A 21058-nucleotide genomic window follows, 5' to 3' on the forward strand; every position below is an offset into this window, starting at 1 on the left:
CAGACCCCATGAAGTCCAGCCAGCCTCTTCGCGGCGCCCTGTTGTGGATCTTGCTGGGATCCACCTCGGTGCAGGCCGCCAGCCAGTGTACCGAAGCCTTCCTTTTCCCGGTGCAGAGCCACGCCTCCCCCGGCGTGCTGAGCATGAACAATGAAAGCAAGATCATCAGCACCACTGTGGGGGCCAGTTACCCCTTCCTGACCAAAAACATCCAGCCCAACGCCAACTGCAACAACGGTGGTTTCTGGAACAACGGCACCTGGGTCTCCAATTGCAACGTCAGCGGCACCCTTGCCAGTGTGCTCAAGGATGTGACCTTCATCAGCGATCCCGACGCGTTTCCGGCCAACCCGGGGGGCTTCCCCTCCTACAGCGGGAAAAATGATCTCGCTTGCGACGGGACCACCTCTCCTGCTGCCGGTGACTACAAGAACGCCTCGTGGGGGGGCAACAGCTGCGTGGCGACCCTGAAATCGGGCCAGACCTATCGCTTCGATACCTTGTCTATCAGCGAAGGGGCGATGCTCAACCTCAACGGTGCGACCGTCTATGCCCAGAAGATGACCATCAAGAATGGTTACAACAGTGGCGTCACCGGGTCGGGAGATCTTCATGTGAACGATCTGACGGTGACGGGTCAGGGCAAGCTCAATGACGCCAGGGTCACCGTCTACAGCACCCTTGAGGTCTCGGGCAATGGCAATACCGGGACTGCCGTCTTCCAGCCGCACTACCTGGACAAGGTCACCATGGAGGTCTCTGCCAGTGGCCAGAGCGTGCTCATGGGGGCAGGGGACTGGTTTATCAAAAGCCTGGGGATGAAGAGCAACAGTGCCATGACCTTCCAGGGGCAGAGCTCCCTCGCCGTCTATGGGCTCAAGATGGAAAACGAGAGCCGGATCTCCGCCGCAGGGAGTCGCAGCGACCTGACGCTCCAGCTTCACCAGACCCTGGAGGTGAGTGGCAACGGCACCCTCAACGGATATCTGCAGGCCCGCTACCTCAAGACGTTCAAACACCAGAGCACCTCCAACATCAATTTCTACTTTCGTGGCGGCAACCACTGGATAGACAAGATGGAGCTCGGTCAGAACGACAAGCTGATCTTTGACAGCGGCAGTGCCGCGAGGTTGTACATCAAGAGCGATCTGGCCCTGAGCGACCAGATGGAGGTCAATGCCGGGGGCAAGGCCAACGACCTGATGATGTATCACTTCGGCAAGGTCACCATGAGCGGCAATACCAAGCTCAACGCCATTCTCTATGTGAACGCCGGGGATCTGGCCATGAGTGGCCAGGCCGTGCTGACCGGCGCCGTGTCGGCGGTGAACGTCTCCATGACCAACAACAGCCAGGTGATCCACGAGCCCTTCAACGGCGACTGGCCGGGCATGTGTGAAGACCCACTGACCTGTTTCAGCGACGACTTCTCTGCCAGCACCCTTGGCAGCGACTGGGTGGTGGCTCAACGCAATGGCAGTACCTTGCCCTCTTTGCAAAACGGTCGCCTGCGGCTGACCCAGAATACGACCAACCAGGCCACCTCTGCGACCTTCCAGCGCCTCTTCCCGGGGGCCAGCAATCTGGTGACTATCGAGTTTGATCAGTATGCCTACAAGACCTCCGGCTCGAGCGGGGCGGACGGGATGGCGGTGGTGCTCTCCGATGCGACGATCACGCCCCAGCCCGGCGCCTTCGGTGGCCCGCTGGGCTATGGCTTCAAGACCGGGATCAGCGGTTTTGCCGGTGGCTGGATGGGTGTCGGTATCGACGAATACGGCAACTATGCCAACGAGGGGGGCTCCTATAATCCCGGGTCTCGTCCTCAGGCCGTTTCCATTCGTGGCTCCGGTGCCAGTTCGGGGACCTCGGGCTATCGCTATCTGGCGGGAACGGCGAGCAACCTGAGCCCGGCAGTGGACAGCGGAACCAATGGCAACCGCCCCCATCGTTACCGCATCACCATTGACTCGCGCACTGCCGGCAGTTCACTTGCGTCGGTTGAGCGGAACACGGGCTCGGGTTACACCATGCTGGTGGGGCCCATCAATATGGTGAACCAGACGGGGCAGGCGGCGGTGCCCGCCAACTTCCTGCTGTCGCTCACCGGCTCCACCGGTTCTGTGACGAACCACCATGAGCTCGACAACGTCCGGATCTGCGCCCTCAAATCCAATCCGGTGGGCACCCAGATCGATCACTTCGAGTTCGATCACTCCGGTCAGGCCCTGACCTGCAACCCGGAGACCCTCGTCATACGGGCCTGCGCCAACGCCAGTTGCAGCCAACTGTTCACGGACCCGGTGAGCGCCATCCTGACCCCCCTCAAGAATGGCAGCAACGGCTGGATAGCCGACAGCCAGGTGAGCTACAACGGCAACACCGCCACCGTCAATTTCAGCAACGGCACCGCCAAATTGCAGCTGCGCAACAATCTGGCGACGGCCATCACAGTGGGAGTGAGCGGCTCGACGCCGTCCACCAAACCCCTGAGCACCACCCTGTGCCGCGCCGGCAGTGGTGCCCTGAGCGCCGCCGCCTGTACCTTGAGCTTTGCCGACAGCGGCTTCCTGTTCAATGTGCCGGATACCCTGGCCAACAAACCACAACAGGTAGTGATGACGGCGGTCAGGAAGGACAACACGAGCCAGCTGTGCGTGCCGAGTTTTCAGAAGCAGACTAAAAGAATCACGTTCTGGAGTGATTACAACATGCCTGCGACCAATCTCTTTGGCAGCCAGATAAGGATTGATAAGACAGCCATAGCCACCACGGCGGGGGCTCCCACTGCCATGGATCTCTATTTCAATGAGCTGGGCGAAACCACGCTGAAGGATGTGAGTTATCCGGATGCGGGTCAGATGCGACTCAATGCCCGCCACGATGGCAGCGGGGATACCGCAGGGCTGGTGATGACGGGCTCGGATCTGTTCGTCAGCCGCCCGGTAGGGCTCTGCATCACGCCCACCCAGGGGACCTGTGCGGCAGGGGATATCACCTGCCCTGTGTTCAAGAGGACGGGAGACAGCTTCTCGCTCAATATCCAGGCCATGGCGTGGCAGAGCGACAGCGATGGGGATATCTGCACCGGCAATGGCACCACCCCCAACTTCGTGTTGTCCGACATCGCCCTGACCAGCGAGCTGGTGGCCCCTCAGGGTGGTGTGGCCGCCCAGGTCACCCCAACCAGGTACAGCCATGTTGCAGCCAGTGCCAGCCTCAATACACCCGCCCTCAGCCTCAATGAGGTCGGGGTCTTCAGGATCAAGGCGACGCCACCGGTGGCAACGTCGCCAGAGGGAAGCACAGTATCAACGGGCTATTTCGGTTACTCCATCCCTCCCGCCACCAGCGTGCCGCTGGGGCGCTTCGTACCCTGGGACTTCAACATGACGAGCGGTACCGTCACCCCGGCCTGCGGTGGTTTCAGTTATATGAGCCAGCCATTCGGGGTACAGACTGTGGTGGAGGCGCGCAACAAGGAAGGGAGTGTCACGAGGAACTACCGTGATGCCTTTGCCAGAGGGGCCCTCACCCTGGTGGCCGCCAACAATCAGGACGGGGTGGACAGATCCACTCGGCTGGCGCCACTGGCCGCCAGCTGGACCGAAGGAACAGGCAAGCAGTCAGGTCAAACCCGCTTTATGCGGCTGCGCGAACTGACCCCTAGCCTGACCGCACCGGAAGAGCCCTTGCCGCTCCTGCGACTAGGGCTCAGAGTGACGGACGGTGAGACTCCTGAGACCAGCTTCCTCAGTGGACGGAACATGAATCCGTCCGTCAGCGGCACTTGCCAGAGCGGGGTGAACTGCACCGCCAAACAGCTCTCCATTCCGAAGGGATCGGACGATACCATGATCGCCTACTACGGCCGGCTGCTCGCCAGCACCCGTCAGGGGGTCGATAGCGCCCCGCTGGCGCTGCCCCTGCAGGTGCAATATTTCGAAGGGGGCCTGTGGCGAGCCAATTCGCAAGATAGGCGAGCCAATTCGCAAGATATCTGTACCCAGATCTCCCTGGCGGGAGGTGGTATCGTCTTTACCGATGCGGAGCAACGCTATGACTCCGCGACGGGGGATCTGATCCTCAAAGACGGTACCCGCATTCGCCTTGGTCTCGGCAATGTGGCTCCGGGCGGTACTCAGGTCGGTTTCGACGCAGGCGAGACCCGGTTCCACTTCGCGCCGCCCAATCAGGCGGTGCGCATTCCCTATCGGATCGTGCTGGAGCAACAGCCATCCCAACCCGTCTGGTTGGCGGATCCCGCCACGACGGGTCATCTGCAGGGGGAGGCAATTTTTGGTCGGGATCGGGGCAATGATCGGATTATTTATCGCCGCGAAGTGATGCCCTGACACCCGGGCTGACACGGGGAGATAGACGCATTGCTGTACAGTGGCGTCTTATCTCCTTGTTTCGTAGTGTTTGTCGGCCTGAGCGGGTGAGTGATGACTCGCATTTTTGTCGCGCCTGATTGATTGGCGACAGTTTGAGCGCTTGCCCATTGGGGTGGGCATTGGTAAAGTTAGCCGGTTTTCTGCACCTCCAAATTCTTAGGATTTCCCGTAGCCATGTTCAAAAAGCTCAGAGGCGTCTTTTCCAACGATCTGTCGATCGACTTGGGAACTGCCAACACCCTGATCTATGTAAAAGATCAAGGGATCGTCCTTAACGAACCCTCAGTTGTCGCCATTCGCCAAGAGCGCGGGAACGCCAAATCGGTCGCTGCTGTCGGTCATGCCGCCAAGCAGATGCTGGGTCGTACCCCGGGTAACATCTCCGCCATTCGCCCGATGAAAGACGGCGTGATCGCCGATTTCTACGTGACCGAGAAGATGCTGCAGCACTTCATCAAACAGGTTCACGACAACAACTATTTCCGCCCCAGCCCGCGCGTGCTGGTGTGCGTACCCTGCGGCTCCACCCAGGTGGAACGTCGCGCCATCAAGGAATCCGCTCTGGGCGCCGGCGCCCGCGAGGTTTACCTGATCGATGAACCCATGGCTGCCGCCATCGGTGCCGGCCTGCCGGTCTCCGAAGCGACCGGTTCCATGGTGGTGGACATCGGTGGCGGTACCACCGAAGTGGCCATCATCTCCCTGAACGGCGTGGTCTACTCCCAGTCCGTCCGTATCGGTGGCGACAAGTTCGACGAAGCCATCATCAGCTACGTCCGTCGCAACTACGGCAGCCTGATCGGGGAAGCCACCGCCGAGCGCATCAAGCACGAGATCGGCTCCGCCTACCCGGGCGAAGAGGTGCGCGAGATCGAAGTGCGCGGTCGCAACCTGGCCGAGGGTGTGCCCCGCAGCTTCACCCTGAACTCCAACGAGATCCTGGAAGCGCTGCAAGAGCCGCTGTCCGGCATCGTCTCCGCTGTCATGGTGGCGCTGGAACAGTCCCCGCCCGAGCTGGCGTCCGACATCTCCGAGCGCGGCATGGTGCTGACCGGTGGTGGTGCCCTGCTCAAGGACATCGACCGTCTGCTGATGGAAGAGACCGGCATCCCGGTCGTCGTGGCTGAAGATCCCCTCACCTGTGTCGCCCGTGGCGGTGGCAAGGCGCTGGAGCTGATCGATATGCACGGTGGCGATCTGTTCCACTACGAATAAGACCCAAAGCCGGCCGAGCGCCGGCTCTTTTTTGACGACTCATGAAACCCATCTTCGGTAGAGGCCCTTCGCTTCAGTTACGGTTGTTTCTCGCCGTCATCATCTCCGTCGCTGCCATCGTCGCGGATTCCCGCTTCGGTGTGTTCAGCCATGTCCGCGTTTATCTGAGCTCCCTGGTGAGCCCACTGCAATACATCGCCAACGCCCCCGGCACCCTGCTCGACACCATGTCGACCCAGGTGCAGACCCGCGCCGATCTCATCGAGCAGACCAAGCAGCAGGAGCAGCAACTGTTCACCCTGCGCTCGCGCCTGCTCAAGATGGATCAGCTGGAGCACGAGAACCAGCGTCTGCGCGAGCTGCTGGGGTCGCCGGTACACAAGGAGTCCCGCAAGATGGTGGCCGAGCTGCTGTCGGTGGATTCCGACCCCTTCAGCCATCAGGTGCTGATCAACAAGGGGGCGCTGGATGGCGTCTACAACGGCCAGCCGGTGATCAACGATCAGGGGGTGGTCGGCCAGGTGCTCCACGTGGGCTCCACCACCAGTCGCGTCCTGCTCATCACCGACTCCAGCCACGGCATCCCGGTGCGGGTGCTGCGCAACGACTTGCGTGCCATCGCCTCCGGCAGCGGCGAGCTGGACAAGCTGGAGCTGCGCAACCTGCCCCGCAACACCGACGTCCAGGTCGGCGATCTGCTGGTCACCTCGGGCCTGGGCGGCCGCTTCCCGGAAGGTTATCCGGTGGCGACCGTGACCCGCTCCGACTACGTGGAGGGCAAGCCCTTCGCCCAGATCGAGGCCAAGCCGCTGGTGGCGCTGGACCGTCTGCGCTACCTGCTGCTGCTGTGGACCGACAAGAAACCGGAAGTACACGACAAGGATGCCCTTGAGCCTGCGGCGAGCGCCTCGGCGGCCACGGCAACCTCGGCGGCGGGGGCGACGCGCTGATGCTGCAACCCGCCAGCGGCAGGATCTGGATCTGGTGTTCGATCCTGCTGGCCCTGTGCCTCTCCATCCTGCCGCTTCCCTTTCAATTCGAACCCTTCCGTCCGGACTGGCTCGCCATGGTGCTCATCTACTGGGCGCTGGCGCTGCCGCACCGGACCAACGTCGGCACCGCCTGGGTGGCGGGCCTGCTGCTGGACGTGCTGCTCGGCAGCACCCTCGGCGTGCGGGCCATGGCCATGGCCATCACCACCTACCTGGCGGCCTTCCAGTTCCAGAAGATCCGCAACTTCTCCCTCTGGCAGCAGGCGCTGATCATCGGTCTGCTCTCCCTGGTGGGGAAGATCACCGTGTTCTGGGCGGAGCATCTGTTCAGCCGGGCCAGCCTCAACTTCGCCTACTTTTGGTCGACGTTGACGACGATGTTAATATGGCCCTGGATTTTTATGGTCTTGCGCAAGGTGCGGCGTCGCTTCAATATCAAGTGAATGTGAATAAAAACAACGCATTGTAACTGCGCATCGTCTCATTGAGTGAAGTATGAACAAGCACAACGAACTGCAACTCTATCTCGCCTCGGGCTCCCCCCGCCGGCATGAGCTTCTGACCCGCCTGGGCTACCGTTTCGAGGTCCTCAAGCTGGATGTGCCGGAGCTGCGCAACGACGGTGAGAAGCCCCAGGATTACGTCTGCCGGCTGGCCCGCGACAAGGCGATGGCCGGTGTGGCCGCGGCGCCCACGGCGCTGCCTGTGCTGGGGGCCGACACCATAGTGGTGCTGGGGGAGCGGGTGCTGGAGAAACCCTCCGACCTGCTGGACGCCAAGGACATGCTGGAAGCCCTCTCCGGGCGGGTACATCAGGTGATGACGGCGGTGGCCCTGGCCACCCCGGAGCGGTGCGATGTGCGGCTGGTCACCACTAACGTGGCGTTTCGCAAGCTGGACGAGGCCGAGATCGAAGCCTACTGGCGCACCGGCGAGCCGTGCGACAAGGCGGGCGCCTATGCCATCCAGGGCATTGCCGGCAAATTCGTCAGTCGCCTCGAGGGGAGCTACAGTGCCGTGGTCGGCCTGCCCCTGCTGGAGACGGACCTGTTGATCAAGCAGCACCTCGAGCAGACCCGGTAATCCTCTCGTCAGCAGTGCGCTGCTGAGTTACCCGTTGTTCGTCGTGCCAGAATTCAAAACTAGAAAGGCAAGGTAACTTATGTCGGTAGAACTGCTGGTAAACGTCACCCCCTCCGAAACCCGGGTCGCCCTGGTCGAGAACGGTCTGCTGCAGGAAGTGCATGTGGAGCGTCAGGCCAAGCGCGGCATCGTGGGCAACATCTACAAGGGCAAGATCAGCCGCGTGCTGCCCGGCATGCAGGCCGCCTTCGTCGACATCGGCATGGACAAGGCCGCCTTCCTGCACGCCTCCGACATTGTCCCCCATACCGAGTGCGTGGCGATCAAGGAGAAGGAGCAGTTCCAGGCCGGCAACATCGCCGAACTGGTGCGCCAGGGGCAGGACATCATGGTACAGGTGGTCAAAGACCCGCTCGGTACCAAGGGAGCCCGCCTCACCACCGACATCACCCTGCCATCCCGTTATCTGGTCTTCATGCCGGGCAGTGCCCACGTGGGGGTCTCCCAGCGCATCGAATCCGAGGCGGAGCGCGAGCGCCTCAAGCGCACCGTGGCCGGCTATGTGGACGAACTGGGCGGCTACATCATCCGCACCGCCGCCGAAGGGGTGGGGGAGCAGGAGCTGGAGCAGGACGCCGCCTTCTTGAAGCGCCTGTGGCGCAAGATCCTCGAGCGCAAGCAGAAGTATCCCCCCTGCAAGATCCTCTACGAGGATCCCAGCCTGGCGTTTAGGGTGGTGCGTGACTTCGTCGGTGCCGAGCTCGACAAGATCCGGGTCGACTCGCGCCAGAGCTTCGATCAGCTCAAGCGCTTCACCGAGGAGTACGTGCCCGAGCTTGCCAACAAGCTGGAGTACTACACTGGCGAGTCGCCGATCTTCGATCTCTACGACGTGGAGAACGAGATCCAGCGGGCCCTGGAGCGCAAGGTGGAGCTCAAATCCGGCGGCTACCTCATCATCGACCAGACCGAAGCCATGACCACGGTGGACATCAACACCGGGGCCTTCGTCGGCCATCGCAATCTGGAAGAGACCATCTTCAACACCAACGTCGAGGCCACTGCCGCCATCGCCCGTCACCTGCGCCTGCGCAACCTCGGTGGCATCATCATCATCGACTTCATCGACATGCAGTCCGAGGATCACCGTCGCCGGGTGCTGCACAGCCTGGAGCTGGCGCTGGCCAAAGACAGGGCCAAGACCAACGTCAACGGTTTCTCCCAGCTCGGGCTGGTGGAGATGACCCGCAAGCGCACCCGGGAGAGCCTGGAGCACGTGCTCTGCGCCGAGTGCCCCGAGTGCAAGGGGCGCGGCCGGGTCAAGACGGTGGAGTCGGTCTGCTTCGAGATCCTGCGGGAGATCATCCGGGTCAACCGCGCCTACGACGCGGATCAGTTCACCGTCTATGCGGCCCCCTCGGTGGCCGATTACCTGCGGGGGGAGGAGTCCCACAGTCTGGCGGAGCTGGAAGTCTTCATCGGCAAGCAGGTCAGGGTGGTCTCCGAGCCGCTCTGTGGGCAGGAACAGTTCGATGTGGTGATGATGTAATTGGTCTATCGCTGGCTGAGTCGGGGCTGGTTGGCCCTCGGAGTCTTCTTCGTGCTGCTGGCCGTTCTGGTCAGCGTGGTACGACTGGGCGGCCCTTTGCTCAACCAGCACCGGGCGGCCGTGATAGGGACCCTGCTCGGGGAGAGTCAGCTCGAGGTGAGCGTGGATCACGTCGGGCTGGAGTGGACTCCCCGCGGCCCGGCCATCGGGCTGGAAGGACTGGCCATCGCCCCCGATTCGGGGCGTTTCTCCCTGCGCCTTGGCAAGGTGTGGGCCCACCTCGACTTCTGGCGCTCCCTCAACGAACTCAGACCGGTGTTTGGCCAGTTGATCCTGAGCGACGGCAACATCGCGCTGGACATGACCCAGCCCGCCACCCCCGTCAGCGGGAAGAGCGCGAACCAGCAGGAGGCCCTGCTGCGCTTCCTGCTGACCCAGCTCTCCACCTTCGACATTCACGACACTCGCCTGAGCCTCACCACGGCACTGGGGGAGGTGCGCGCCCTCGACATCGCCCAGTTGCGCTGGCAGAACCGCGGCAAGCGGCATCAGGGGGTCGGCAAGGCCTATCTCATCAACGGGGTGGGGGAGAGCACCCTGGACCTCATCATCGATGTGGATGCCCCCGAGGTGCGGCTCGACCGCCTCAAGGGCCAGCTCTATCTGGGGGCCAGCGAGCTGGACATCAGCCCCATGCTGGCCCGGATCCACGCCGGCGCGCCGCCGGTGAGCGGCCAGCTCGACTTCCAGCTCTGGAGCGAGTTCGAGAAGGGCAGGCTCGGCAACTCCCTGCTGGCCTTTGGCAACAACCACCTGATCTGGAAAGACGAGATCAAGGGGGAGCCGCACCGGCTCGATCTGCGGGGCGGCAAGATCCAGCTGCGCCGGGATGGCGAGCAGTGGCAGCTCGCCAGCCACGACGTCACCTTCAAGCTCGATGGGGCGACCTGGTTGCAGAGCCGATTGCAGCTCGAGCGGGTCGGCTCCCGCATCCAGGGCTATGTACCCGCCATCGATCTCGACCAGATTGCCAACCTGAGCCAGCTGGTCTCCGGCCTCTATCCCGAGCTGACCGAGACCCTCAAGCGCACCCGGCCAAGGGGCCAGTTGCAGGAGCTGGTCCTGCAGGCCGACGGGGACTGGCAGGGGCTCTCTGTGCAGGGGCAACTGCGCGGCTTCGAGACCCGGGCCTGGCACGATGTGCCCGGTCTGCAAAAGCTGGACGGCGACTTCTGGCTGACCCCGAACGGGGGACGCGCCCGCCTGAACCTGGGCAAAGGCAAGGTGGATCCGGCCCGCCACTTCAAGGAACCCATCCCGGTGGACAGCCTGAGTGCGGCCCTCGACTGGTGGCGGGCGCCGCAAGGCTGGGTGCTCTATGGTCAGGACATTGCTCTGGAGAACCCGGATCTGCGCCTCGCCAGCCGGTTTCGCCTCGAGCTGTTCGAGCACCCCTTCCTCGCCCTGACCGGGCGCATCGACGTCAAGAACGCGGCCCATGCGGATCGCTACTACCCCCTGGCGGTGATGGATGAGGGGCTGGTGAGCTACCTGAGCGGCGCCATCAAGGGGGGCAAGGCCAAGGGGGCCGACCTGCTCTGGTACGGCGAATTCCGTGACTTCCCCTACGACAACGGCAAGGGCGTCTTCCAGGTGGCGGTGCCGCTGCAACAGGCCACCTACGAGTTTTTCCCGGGCTGGCAGCCGCTGACCGACCTGCAGATCGATCTGCTGTTCCAGAACGCCAGCCTCGATATGAACAGCCGCGCCACCCAGCTCGGCAAGGCCAGCTCCGACTCGGTGCACGCCTGGATCCCGGACCTCTATCCGGGGGCTCACCTCTACGTGGATGCCAAGGTTGAGGGCGAGGGCAAGGCCATCAGCGACTATTTGCAGGACTCGCCGCTGGGGGGATCCGTCGGTCAGGCGCTGCGGGAGGTGGAGATCCGCGGCCCCATGAAGGGTACGGTGAAGCTTGACATACCGCTGGATGGCGAGGGGGAGGTCAAGGCCAGCGGGGAAGCCAGCTTCAAGGACAACAAGGTGAGGATCGCCTCCCTGGATCTGCCCCTCGACGGGGTCGCAGGGACGCTCGAGTATGACAACGAGCAGACGCGCATTCACAACCTCAAGGCCAGCCTGTGGAACCAGCCGTTGACCCTGGATTATCAGGGGCGGCAACTGCCCCACGGCTATCAGGCCGATCTCAAGTTCCAGGGGCAGTGGGACAGCCGCCGCCAGCGCCGGGACATACCGGCCCTCGAGATGCTCCAGGGGCGCAGCAACTGGTCGGGTACCCTGGGGCTGACCCTGCCCGAGAACAAGGCGTTCAGCTTCCAGCTGGCGCTGGACTCCAACCTGCAGGGCATGGGGCTGGATCTGCCCGTGCCCCTGACCAAGGCGGCGGGTACCCGGCTGCCCCTCAAGGTGACGGCCCGTGGGCGGGATGGCAGCGCCGACATCCGCGCCGTGCTGGGGGCGGACATCGACATGCAGAGCCGCCTGGTGTACGGCGACGGCGTCCCCTACCTCAGCCGGGTGCGGGTCAACATCGGCCAGCCCGGGGCGCGGGTGATGCAGGACAAGCCCATGCTGCTCGCCATCAACCAGCAGCAGGCGGACGTGGCCGGCTGGCTGGCTCGTCTCAAGCAGTGGCTGCCGGTCGGTTCGGCGCCGAGTGACAATGCGGTGGTGGGCCCCTCTTTCTTGCCCCAGGAGTGGTGGGTGGATGGCCAGCTGGCCCGTGCCGACATCGGCAGTGCCAGCCTCAAGGCGGTGCACTTCACCCTGGGGCCGGTGAACCAGGCCACCGAGGTGATGATCGACAGCCCCGACGTGATGGGGGTGGTGCGGGTGCCGGTGGCCGATGGGCGCCCCATCGATGCCAAGTTTGCCCGCATCTACTGGTCCGGCAAGGGGACCGATCTCAGCCCGGATCCCGATGAGCGCCAGGACAGGGCCATCATGAATGCCATTCCCTGGCTCACCTTCAGCTGCGTGGATTGCCGCTTCGGCGAGCTGCCCCTGGGTGAGGTGAAGGGGGAGCTGCTGCCCGGGGCCAACCGGCTGGATCTCAAGGGACTGGAGATGCGCCTGGCGGGCAGCACCCTGCGCGGCAGCGCCGAGTGGCTGGCCCGTGGCAGCCAGATGCAGACCCGTGCCAGGGTGAACCTCGAGACCCGCAACAGCGAGCTGCTGCTCAAGCGGCTCGGCTACACCTCGCCCATCGGGGATGCCCCGGGCAAGCTGGCGCTGGATCTGAACTGGCGTGACGTGCCCTACCGCCTGAGCCTGCCGACTCTGGCGGGCAGTGCCGACTACCAGCTGGAGGGAGGCACCCTGCGGGAGGTCAACGACAAGGGGGCCCGACTGCTCTCCCTGCTGAGCCTCGACTCCCTGATGCGCAAGCTGCGCCTCGATTTTCGCGACGTCTTCGACAAGGGCTTCTATTTCGAGTCCATGTCCGCCTCCGCCAAGGTCAATCAGGGGGTGGTGGAGAACAACGACTTCTACATGAAGGGCGCCGCGGGCAACCTGCGGGGCAAGGGCATCGCGGATCTGGTGCGCTGGCGGCTCGACTTTGATCTGAGCTTCTCCCCCAACCTGGGAGGCACCCTGCCGGTGGTGGCGGCCTTCTCCCTGACCCCCATCACCGGGCTCTATGTGCTGGCCCTCTCCAAGCTGCTGGAGCCCGTGGTGGACGTGGTGACCCGCATCGATTTTCGGGTCTCCGGCCCGCTGGACGCCCCCAGGCTGGTGGAGGCGGGGCGGGATCGCGCCCGCATCAAGCTCAACCAGCACCAGAAGGATGCGGTGGATGCGGTGGCGCCCGGCCTGCCCGCCAAGGAGGTCACCCCCTTCCTGCTCGATCCCAAGCACCAGGGCTCGGGTCAGCGCTGAGGGCATGCACCGGGCTGGGGGACTTTCCCCCGGCCGCCAAACCCCTCATAGTGCAGATATTGCCCCGCGAGCCGAGAAGGCCTTGTGTCACCGGTCACCGGTTCGCCCAACAGATGAGTGCGGATATTGCCCCGTGAGCCGAGGAGGCCTTCTGCCACCGGCTCGCCCAACAGAAGGAGCGCGTCATGTGGCTAGCCGCCATGCAGTTGATATCGGGTCGTACCTGGCAGGATAACCGGGAGCGGATCGCCGCCGAGCTGGCGAGTCTGCCGGGGGAGCGCCCCTTGCTGGTGCTGCTGCCGGAAAACTTCGCCCTCTTTGGCGAGCGGCAGGGGTATCTGGACGGGGCAGAGCCATTGGGAAATGGCCCAATCCAGCAGCAACTATCTGATTGGGCCAAATCCCACGGCATCTGGCTGGTGGCCGGGGCCATGCCCACCGCCATCGCCGGTGCCGACCACATCCACACCAGTACCCTGGTGTTCGATCCCGACGGCGAGCTCAAGGGGCATTACCACAAGATCCACCTGTTCGACGTGGACGTGGCGGACAATCACGGCCGTTACCGGGAGTCGGAGACCTTCAGCCCGGGTGATCAGCCTGTGCTGGTGGACTCCCCCTTTGGTCCCCTCGGCCTTTCTATCTGTTATGATCTGCGCTTTCCCGAGCTGTACCGCCAGTTGGCCCGGGCCGGTGCCCGGGTGCTGCTGGTGCCTGCCGCTTTTACCGCCGTCACCGGCGAGGCGCACTGGGAGCCTCTGCTGCGGGCCCGTGCCATCGAGAACCAGTGCTACGTGGTGGCCGCCAACCAGGGGGGCACCCACGAGACGGGGCGCCAGACCTGGGGCCACAGCATGGTGATCGACCCCTGGGGCCGGGTGCTGGCCTGTCGGGCGTCGGGGCAGGGCACTGTGCTGGCGCCGCTGGATGGGGCCCTGGTCGATGAATTGAAACGCACCATGCCGGTGCTGGAACACGCCCGCCTGTTGTGAGCCCGCGGCCGTGGATTTAACCGTTACGACATCTCGCATGAGAGTGGAGAGAAAGATTTGAGTCTATTGAGCCAGGTTAGTGCCTCCCTGTTGGCCCCGAACGATCTCGACGAAGGGCGGCTGCAACAGCTGCTCGGCAGCCTGATGAGCCATCAGGTGGAGTTCGGCGACCTCTATTTCCAGCGCAGCTGGCACGAGTCCTGGATGCTGGAGGACGGCATCGTCAAGGATGGCAGCTACAACATCGATCAGGGGGTGGGGGTGCGCGCCGTCAGCGGCGAGAAGACCGGTTTCGCCTACTCGGACGAGCTGAGCCTGCTGGCGCTGCAACAGTCGGTGACTGCCGCTCGCGGCATCGCCGCCGCCGGTGCTCACGGCAAGGTAAAAGCATGGGCTCGCACCGAAGCAAACCTGCTCTACCCGGCGCTGGATCCGCTGCAGACCCTCGACAAGCAGCAGAAAATTGCCCTGCTGGAGCAGATGGACAAGTTCGCCAGAAGCCTGGATCCCGCCATCAATCAGGTGATGGCCTCCATCAGCGGCGTCTATGAAGAGATCCTGGTGGCCGCCACCGATGGCACCCTGGCCGCCGACGTGCGTCCGCTGGTGCGCCTCTCGGTGACCGTCATCGCCGAGAAGGGGGAGCGCCGTGAGCGCGGCAGCGCGGGAGGCGGTGGCCGCTTCGGTTACGACCATTTCCTCGAGCTGGACGGGCTCGAGAGCCGGGCGTTTGGCTATGTGCGCGAAGCGGTGCGCCAGGCGCTGGTCAACCTGGAGGCCATCGACGCCCCGGCCGGCACCATGCCGGTGGTGCTCGGTGCCGGCTGGCCCGGCGTGCTGCTGCACGAGGCGGTGGGTCACGGTCTGGAGGGGGACTTCAACCGCAAGGGCTCCTCCGCCTTTGCCGGGCGCATCGGCGAGCAGGTGGCTTCCAAACACTGCACCATCGTCGATGACGGCACCCTGCCGGGTCGGCGCGGCTCCGTCTCCATCGACGACGAGGGGACGCCGGGGGGCTACAACGTGCTGATCGAGAACGGCATCCTCAAGGGTTACCTGCAGGACAAGCAGAATGCCCGCCTGATGGGGGTGCCGCTCACCGGCAACGGCCGCCGCGAATCCTACGCCGCCCTGCCGATGCCGCGCATGACCAACACCTACATGCTGGCGGGTCAGTACGATCCGGCGGAGATCATCGCCTCGGTGAAGAAGGGCATTTACGCCCCCAACTTCGGCGGCGGCCAGGTGGACATCACCTCCGGCAAGTTCGTCTTCTCCGCCTCCGAGGCCTACCTCATCGAGGATGGCAGGATCACCGCGCCCATCAAGGGGGCGACCCTGATCGGCAACGGCCCCGAGGCGATGAGCCAGGTTTCCATGGTGGGCCGTGATCTCGCGCTGGATCGCGGGGTCGGGGTCTGCGGCAAGGAGGGGCAGAGCGTGCCGGTCGGTGTCGGCCAGCCCACCCTCAAGCTGGATCAGCTCACCGTGGGCGGCACCCAGTAAGGGCGCCGCAGAACAAGCTGCAGAGAGAACCCATGCTTACCCTGTCGAAAATTTCCAATATCCGCAGTCAGCTCTCCCCCAGCGAGCTCAAGATCGCCGATTACATCCTGGCTTGCCCGGAGCAGGTGACCCATTTCTCCTCCCAGGAGCTGGCTCAGCAGGCTGACGTCAGCCAGTCGAGCATAGTGAAGTTCACCCAGAAGATCGGGTTCAAGGGCTTCACCGCCTTCAAGCTGGCGGTGAGCGAGGATCTGGGGCGCAAGCACGCCATCAAGACCGACAACGTAGGGGATCTCTACAACGGCATCGGCCGGGACGACGATCTGGAGACCATGGCCAAGAAGCTGGCCCAGGAGAAGATCAACTCCATCGTGGAGACCACCCAGGCGCTCGACAATGCCACTTTGGCGCGGGTGCTGGACGTCATCAACCAGGCTGGCCGGGTCCAGCTGGTGGGGATCGGCGGCTCGGCGCTGACCGCCAAGGATCTCTGGTACAAGCTGCTCAAGATCGGGGTCACCACCCTGTTCGCCCAGGACAGCCACGTACAGATCTCCATCGCCCAGACCCTGGGCCCGGGGGACGTGCAGCTGGTGGTCTCCTATTCCGGCGCCAGCCGGGATGTGCTGGCGGCGGCCGAGCTGGCCAAGCGCAACGGCGCCACCCTGATCGCGGTCACCTCGTTTCGCAACACCCCTCTGCGGCAGATGGCCGACATGGTGCTGGACACGGTGGCCGACGAGAACGAGCTGCGCATCTCCTCCATCTCGTCGCGTACCGCCCAGAACACCATCACCGACATCCTGTTCCTCGGTCTGGTGCAGCGCCGTGACGAGCAGGCCTGGGCCCTCATCGATGGTACGCGGGACGCCATCGACCGTCTCAACAAGGAGTGACGCGGGCCCGGCTGCAACAGACGCCGAGACCTGCCGAGAAAGAAAAACCACCCGCCTGCGGGTGGTTTTTTTATGGGCCAGTGCCGGCTCAGAGGGCGAGAGCCCAGCGCAGGAAGGCCTTGCGCTGGGCCTCGTCGGCGGCGAGGTAGCGCCGTTGCAGTTCAGGGTCGACGGGCACGGCGCCCGGGGTGGTTGCGGGCTGGGCGAGGGTGGCGGGCGGCGGAGTGATGGCCGCGCGAGCCGGTGCGTCGTAGCGGGCCAGCAGCGCCTGATAATCCGTCATCAGACTGTCCTGGCTGCGGGGGAGGGTGGTTGCCGACAGGGGGTGGCTACCCTCGGGGGTCTCAAGCCGCAGGCTGGGGTGGGTGGCAAAGTGGCGAATGGCCCGGGAGCCGGCCAGCGGCGGAGTGGTCAGTTTCAGGGTGCCGCTGGCCGGCAGGGTCAGGGTCAGCAGCAGCGGGGCGGAGCGGACGCGCCCCTGGCTCTCGTTGGTGGAGCCGGGGTCGAGGGGGCTGTCGAAACGTACCAGCAGCCGGGTGTCGCCAGCGGGCAGGGTGAGCGCTCGCTCGAAGGGGGAGACCTGGCCCCGGGATGAGGCCAGCAGGACGAGGGTGTCTGCCAGCTCCAGCCGGGCGGCCTGGACCGACAGGGTCATGGGCAGCAGCAGGATGAAGAGGAACAGGAGGCGGATCATGGGGAGCTCCAACAGAAAGAAAATGCCGGCCAGAGGCCGGCAGGGGATCAGAACTCGTAGCGCAGGCCGAGGTGGTAGAAGCTCTCGCTGTTGCTGCTGCCGCCAAAGCTGGTGATGGTGTTGTTAGCCAGGCCATCCTCGCCATCACGGAACACGTAGGCGCTGTAGAGGGAGGATCGCGGGGTGAGCTTGTACTGCAGCTCCAGGGTGGTATCCCGTAGAATCATGCCGTCTCCCCCGTCGTTGTCGAGGTGACGATAGCCTGCGCGGGCTGCCCACTTCTGGCTGATGTCGTAGACAGCGGTCAGTTCCCATACCTTGTCCTCACTTTCTGCCCGGCCGTTGCGATAGCTAACCTGATCCTTCGCGTAGAGGGCGCCCAGCATCAGCGAACCCAGGGTGTAGCGGGCGCCAATGCCGCTGAAGCGGTACTGGTCGGCGTCGGGATCCACCTTGCTGGCATCGGTCTGGGCCGCCTTGCTCTGCTGGTAGGCGATGACCGGTGCCAGCTTGCCCGCCGCGCCGAGGTCGAAGGTGTAACGCAGGGCGCCGTTGTAGCCGTAGTCGAGATCCGAGGTGCCGTTGCCGAGGATGTAGGCCAGCGATACATCCAGATTGCCGAGGGTGTTCTGGTATTGCAGGGTACCGTCCTGGCGGAACACCTGGACCGCAGTGGAGTCTACCTTGCTGGCCTGGCGCGCCATGGAGACATCGGAGGCGGCAAACACATCGCCGATGTCGGTGAACATGATGAGACCGGAAGAGACCCGGCCACCGGTCACCTTGCCCCACTCGCCGCCATCGATCCCGGCCCAGACGTAACGGGCGGTGAGGTCGCTGCTGTTCTTCTGCACGTTGTTGGCGTATTCGGCGGCATTGACCTGGTACTGGGCCATGCCGATCACGGCCACCTGGTCGTTGACGGTCTGGCGGGCGGTAAAGCCGATGCGACCGTCGAAGTCCCCCTGGCTGTTGCCGTTCTTCTTGTCCGAGACGTTGAAGCCGAGGCGGCCGTAGAGATCGACGTTGGATCCGTCATCGGCCTGGTAGATGACGGCGGCCTGCGCCGCACCGACGGCAAACAGGGCAGGAATGGCCAGGGCTAGCATGGACTGTTTCATTGTTGTCTTTCCTGTGTGGGCTCTTGTGCCAGAGCCGGGGTGAGTGAAGCCGTGACCCCGATTGCTCGGGGCCAGATAGCCAGCTGGATAGAGGAGAGAGGGTTAGCTCAGATCGACGTTCTTGCAGCCGAAGAGCAGGGTGAAGAGGTAACCGCCGAAGTAGGCAACCGCCAGACCGAGGCCATAGACCATCATGCCGGGGAAGATCCCCTGGGCCGAGGTCATCAGCGGCAGCGCGACGATGCCGGAGGGGCCGAACACGGTGTTGAGACCGACCGGCAGGCCCATCCAGGAGATGAGACCGATCACGAACCCCCCCAGCGATCCGCCGCAGCAGGCGGTGATGAAGGGTTTGACCCGCGGCAAGGTGACGCCGTAGATGAGCGGCTCACCGACCCCGAGCAGGCCGGGGATGATGGTGCCCTTGACCTGGGTGCGCAGCAGGGAGTCCTTGGCTGCGCGACTGTAAAGCGCCAGGGCGGCGCCGACCTGGCCGGCCCCTGCCAGTGCGAGGATGGGGAACAGGGAGTTGAAGCCCTGGGCATCCATCAGTGCGAAGTAAACGGGCACGAACCCCTGGTGAATGCCGAACATCACCGAGATGAGGAACAGACCGGCCAGGATGGCGGTACCGAACGGGTTGCCGTTGAGGTGGATGAAGAGCCAGGACATGCCGTTGTAGAGCTGCACCCCCAGGGGCATGATCAGGACGAAGGTGACGGCCCCCATGATCAGCAGGGTGATGCAGGAGGTGAGTATCATGTCGAGGCTGTCCGGCATGAAGCGACGCACCTGGCGTTCCACCGAGGCGCCGATGATGCAGGCGATCAGCACCCCGATGATGTTGCCACGGGGATCAATGTGGTGGCCGAAGAAATCGGTGATACCTGAGTAGATGCCGCTGGTGGCTTGGGGGTCATAGCCCATCACAAACAGGGAGGCCAGAATGGCACCGTTGACCCCGGAGCCGCCGAACGCCTTCTGGGCGTTGTAGCCGATGAGAATGCTGAGGAAGCTGAACAATCCCTTGCTGAACAGTTTCATGTAACCGACCAGCTCCACCAGCATGCCGCCGGTGGCTGCGCCGTCCTGCAGCAGGGTCTGTTCGATCAGGGTGGCCAAGCCGAGCAGCAGCCCCGCGGCGATAAAGCCGGGGATCAGTGGTGTAAAAATGGTGGCAAACTTGGCCAGGAAGCGGTGGGCCGCACTGCTCTGTTTCTGCTTGAGTGCCTGCTTGTTGGCCGAGGCGATGTCGCCAAGCTCGGTGGGGGCCGCAGCCGGAGCCTCCAGCGCCCCCAGTCCTGCGCTCAGCATGTCGTTCATCAGCTCGCAGGCGGTCTGGGCCTTGCCCGGCCCCAGCACGATCTGGAACTGGTTGTCGCTCTCAATCACCCCCATGACGCCGGCGATGCGCTTGATGGTATCGCGATCCGCATGCAGGCTGTCCGCCAGGCTCAGTCGCAATCGGGTCATGCAGTGGCCGCAGTGAGTGATGTTGTCCCGGCCGCCGATGGCCTGGATGATCTGGCCGATCATGGTGTCAGTTATTTTTGCCATAAAGAACCCAGTCAGTCTGTGGTGTCAGCAGGGTGCCTGGCACCCTGTTCTCGTTATGTGATGGTCATCCCTGGCCTGGCCAATGTGCGGTTGGCCGATCAGTGGGTGCATTGGCTGATGAAGCCGTTGCTGCTCTGCAGACGGGTGCGGGCTTCGTCGGCCGTGAGTCCGGCCAGGATCATCACGATGGCTGTCTTGCAGTGGTTGTCCGCCTGCGCCAGCGCCCGCTCCGCCACGGCGCGCTCGCAGTCGGTGGCCTCCATCACGATGCGTTTTTGCCGCTCCACCAGCTTGGCGTTGGTGGCTTCCACGTCCACCATCAGGTTGCCGTAGACCTTGCCGGTGCGGATCATGGCGCCGGTGGAGAGCATGTTGAGGATCAGCTTCTGCGCCGTGCCCGCCTTCATGCGGGAGGAGCCGGTGACGATCTCGGGGCCGACCACCGCCACCATGCTGATGTCGGCCGCCCTGGCCAGCGGACTGCTGGGGTTGCAGCTGATGCTGCAGACCGTGGCACCCACCGCGCTGGCGTGGGCCATGGCGCCCAGTACGTAGGGGGTTCTGCCGCTGGCGGCGATGCCCACCAGCACATCGTTGGCGCAGAACTGGATGTTCTTCAGATCCTGGGCACCCAGCTCTGCGTCATCCTCGGCGTTCTCGACCGCCTGCAAGATGGCCTTGTAGCCGCCAGCAATCAGGCCTATCACCTGCTCGGCAGAGACGCCATAGGTGGGCGGGCATTCACTGGCATCCAGGATGCCGAGCCGGCCCGAGGTGCCGGCGCCGATATAGACCAGGCGCCCACCCTTGCCAAAGGCTGCCGCGATGGCATCGACCGCCCGGGCGATTTCGGGCAGCAGTTGGCCCACCGCAAGCGCCACCTGCTGATCCTCCTGATTGATGACGCGCAGCATCTCCAGGGTCGACAGCTGGTCGATTTCGACGCTGGCCGGGTTGCGGGTCTCGGTAATCATGCTTGATAGGTCAATGGTCATCGTTTCCTCTGCTTAAGGTCATCGCCACTCCCGGCGTAAAACATCCCTCTCGATGATGAACATGATCATCGATTTTTGATTTCGATGATGAGATCAATGTCGCATAATTAATTATTCCATTTATTTCTAATTATAAGCTGTGAAAATTCCTGCACGGAGAG

The 21058-nt window shown here is 63.8% G+C and carries 14 protein-coding genes; 10 read left to right on the plus strand and 4 right to left on the minus strand.

Annotated features, from left to right (window positions below; all coding sequences use genetic code 11):
• Window positions 1-8 precede the first annotated feature (8 nt).
• From ACB037_RS09815 to ACB037_RS09860, 10 genes are all read left to right on the plus strand, one after another.
• Window positions 9-4355, plus strand: a complete 4347-nt coding sequence (locus ACB037_RS09815; RefSeq protein WP_371175270.1) for a DUF6701 domain-containing protein — start codon at window positions 9-11, stop codon at window positions 4353-4355.
• Between the two features lie 216 nt (window positions 4356-4571).
• Window positions 4572-5612: a rod shape-determining protein gene (locus ACB037_RS09820; protein WP_005308111.1), complete on the plus strand. Its 1041-nt coding sequence runs from the start codon at window positions 4572-4574 to the stop codon at window positions 5610-5612.
• A 41-nt stretch (window positions 5613-5653) separates the two neighbouring features.
• The gene (gene mreC, locus ACB037_RS09825) at window positions 5654-6562 is read left to right on the plus strand and encodes a rod shape-determining protein MreC (RefSeq protein ID WP_029313545.1); all 909 of its coding nucleotides are present in this window, start codon (window positions 5654-5656) and stop codon (window positions 6560-6562) included.
• Window positions 6562-7047: a rod shape-determining protein MreD gene (gene mreD, locus ACB037_RS09830; RefSeq protein WP_010672635.1), complete on the plus strand. Its 486-nt coding sequence runs from the start codon at window positions 6562-6564 to the stop codon at window positions 7045-7047. The genes mreC and mreD overlap by 1 nt, the downstream gene beginning before the upstream one ends.
• Before the next feature lie 52 nt (window positions 7048-7099).
• Complete coding sequence (locus ACB037_RS09835; protein WP_010672636.1) at window positions 7100-7687, plus strand: nucleoside triphosphate pyrophosphatase; 588 nt, start codon at window positions 7100-7102, stop codon at window positions 7685-7687.
• Between the two features lie 79 nt (window positions 7688-7766).
• Window positions 7767-9236, plus strand: coding sequence for a ribonuclease G (gene rng / locus ACB037_RS09840; protein ID WP_010672637.1), 1470 nt, complete (start codon window positions 7767-7769; stop codon window positions 9234-9236).
• Window positions 9237-13136: a YhdP family protein gene (locus ACB037_RS09845; protein ID WP_371175271.1), complete on the plus strand. Its 3900-nt coding sequence runs from the start codon at window positions 9237-9239 to the stop codon at window positions 13134-13136.
• Between the two features lie 185 nt (window positions 13137-13321).
• On the plus strand, window positions 13322-14128 hold the full coding sequence (locus ACB037_RS09850) for a carbon-nitrogen hydrolase family protein (RefSeq protein WP_371175272.1): 807 nt from the start codon (window positions 13322-13324) through the stop codon (window positions 14126-14128).
• Window positions 14129-14185: 57 nt separating this feature from the next.
• Window positions 14186-15634 (plus strand): metalloprotease TldD, encoded by a 1449-nt coding sequence (gene tldD / locus ACB037_RS09855; RefSeq protein ID WP_323926909.1) that lies wholly within the window; start codon window positions 14186-14188, stop codon window positions 15632-15634.
• Between the two features lie 32 nt (window positions 15635-15666).
• Window positions 15667-16530: an SIS domain-containing protein gene (locus ACB037_RS09860; protein WP_010672641.1), complete on the plus strand. Its 864-nt coding sequence runs from the start codon at window positions 15667-15669 to the stop codon at window positions 16528-16530.
• 88 nt (window positions 16531-16618) lie between these two features.
• Here ACB037_RS09860 and ACB037_RS09865 read toward each other — a convergent pair whose 3' ends face one another.
• The 4 genes from ACB037_RS09865 to murQ all read right to left on the minus strand — a co-directional run bounded on the left by ACB037_RS09865 (window position 16619) and on the right by murQ (window position 20897).
• Window positions 16619-17224: a DUF2057 family protein gene (locus tag ACB037_RS09865; RefSeq protein ID WP_371175273.1), complete on the minus strand. Its 606-nt coding sequence runs from the start codon at window positions 17222-17224 to the stop codon at window positions 16619-16621.
• 47 nt (window positions 17225-17271) lie between these two features.
• Window positions 17272-18345, minus strand: a complete 1074-nt coding sequence (locus ACB037_RS09870) for a porin (protein ID WP_371175274.1) — start codon at window positions 18343-18345, stop codon at window positions 17272-17274.
• Window positions 18346-18447: 102 nt separating this feature from the next.
• Window positions 18448-19902: a PTS N-acetylmuramic acid transporter subunit IIBC gene (gene murP / locus ACB037_RS09875; RefSeq protein WP_371175275.1), complete on the minus strand. Its 1455-nt coding sequence runs from the start codon at window positions 19900-19902 to the stop codon at window positions 18448-18450.
• A gap of 98 nt (window positions 19903-20000) precedes the next feature.
• A complete protein-coding gene (gene murQ, locus ACB037_RS09880) occupies window positions 20001-20897 on the minus strand; it encodes an N-acetylmuramic acid 6-phosphate etherase (RefSeq protein ID WP_371175276.1) in 897 nt (298 codons plus the stop codon).
• Between the last annotated feature and the right edge of the window lie 161 nt (window positions 20898-21058).

It is taken from the genome of Aeromonas sp. S19(2024) (genome assembly GCF_041402625.1).
GTDB classification, from domain to species: Bacteria; Pseudomonadota; Gammaproteobacteria; order Enterobacterales; family Aeromonadaceae; genus Aeromonas; species Aeromonas caviae.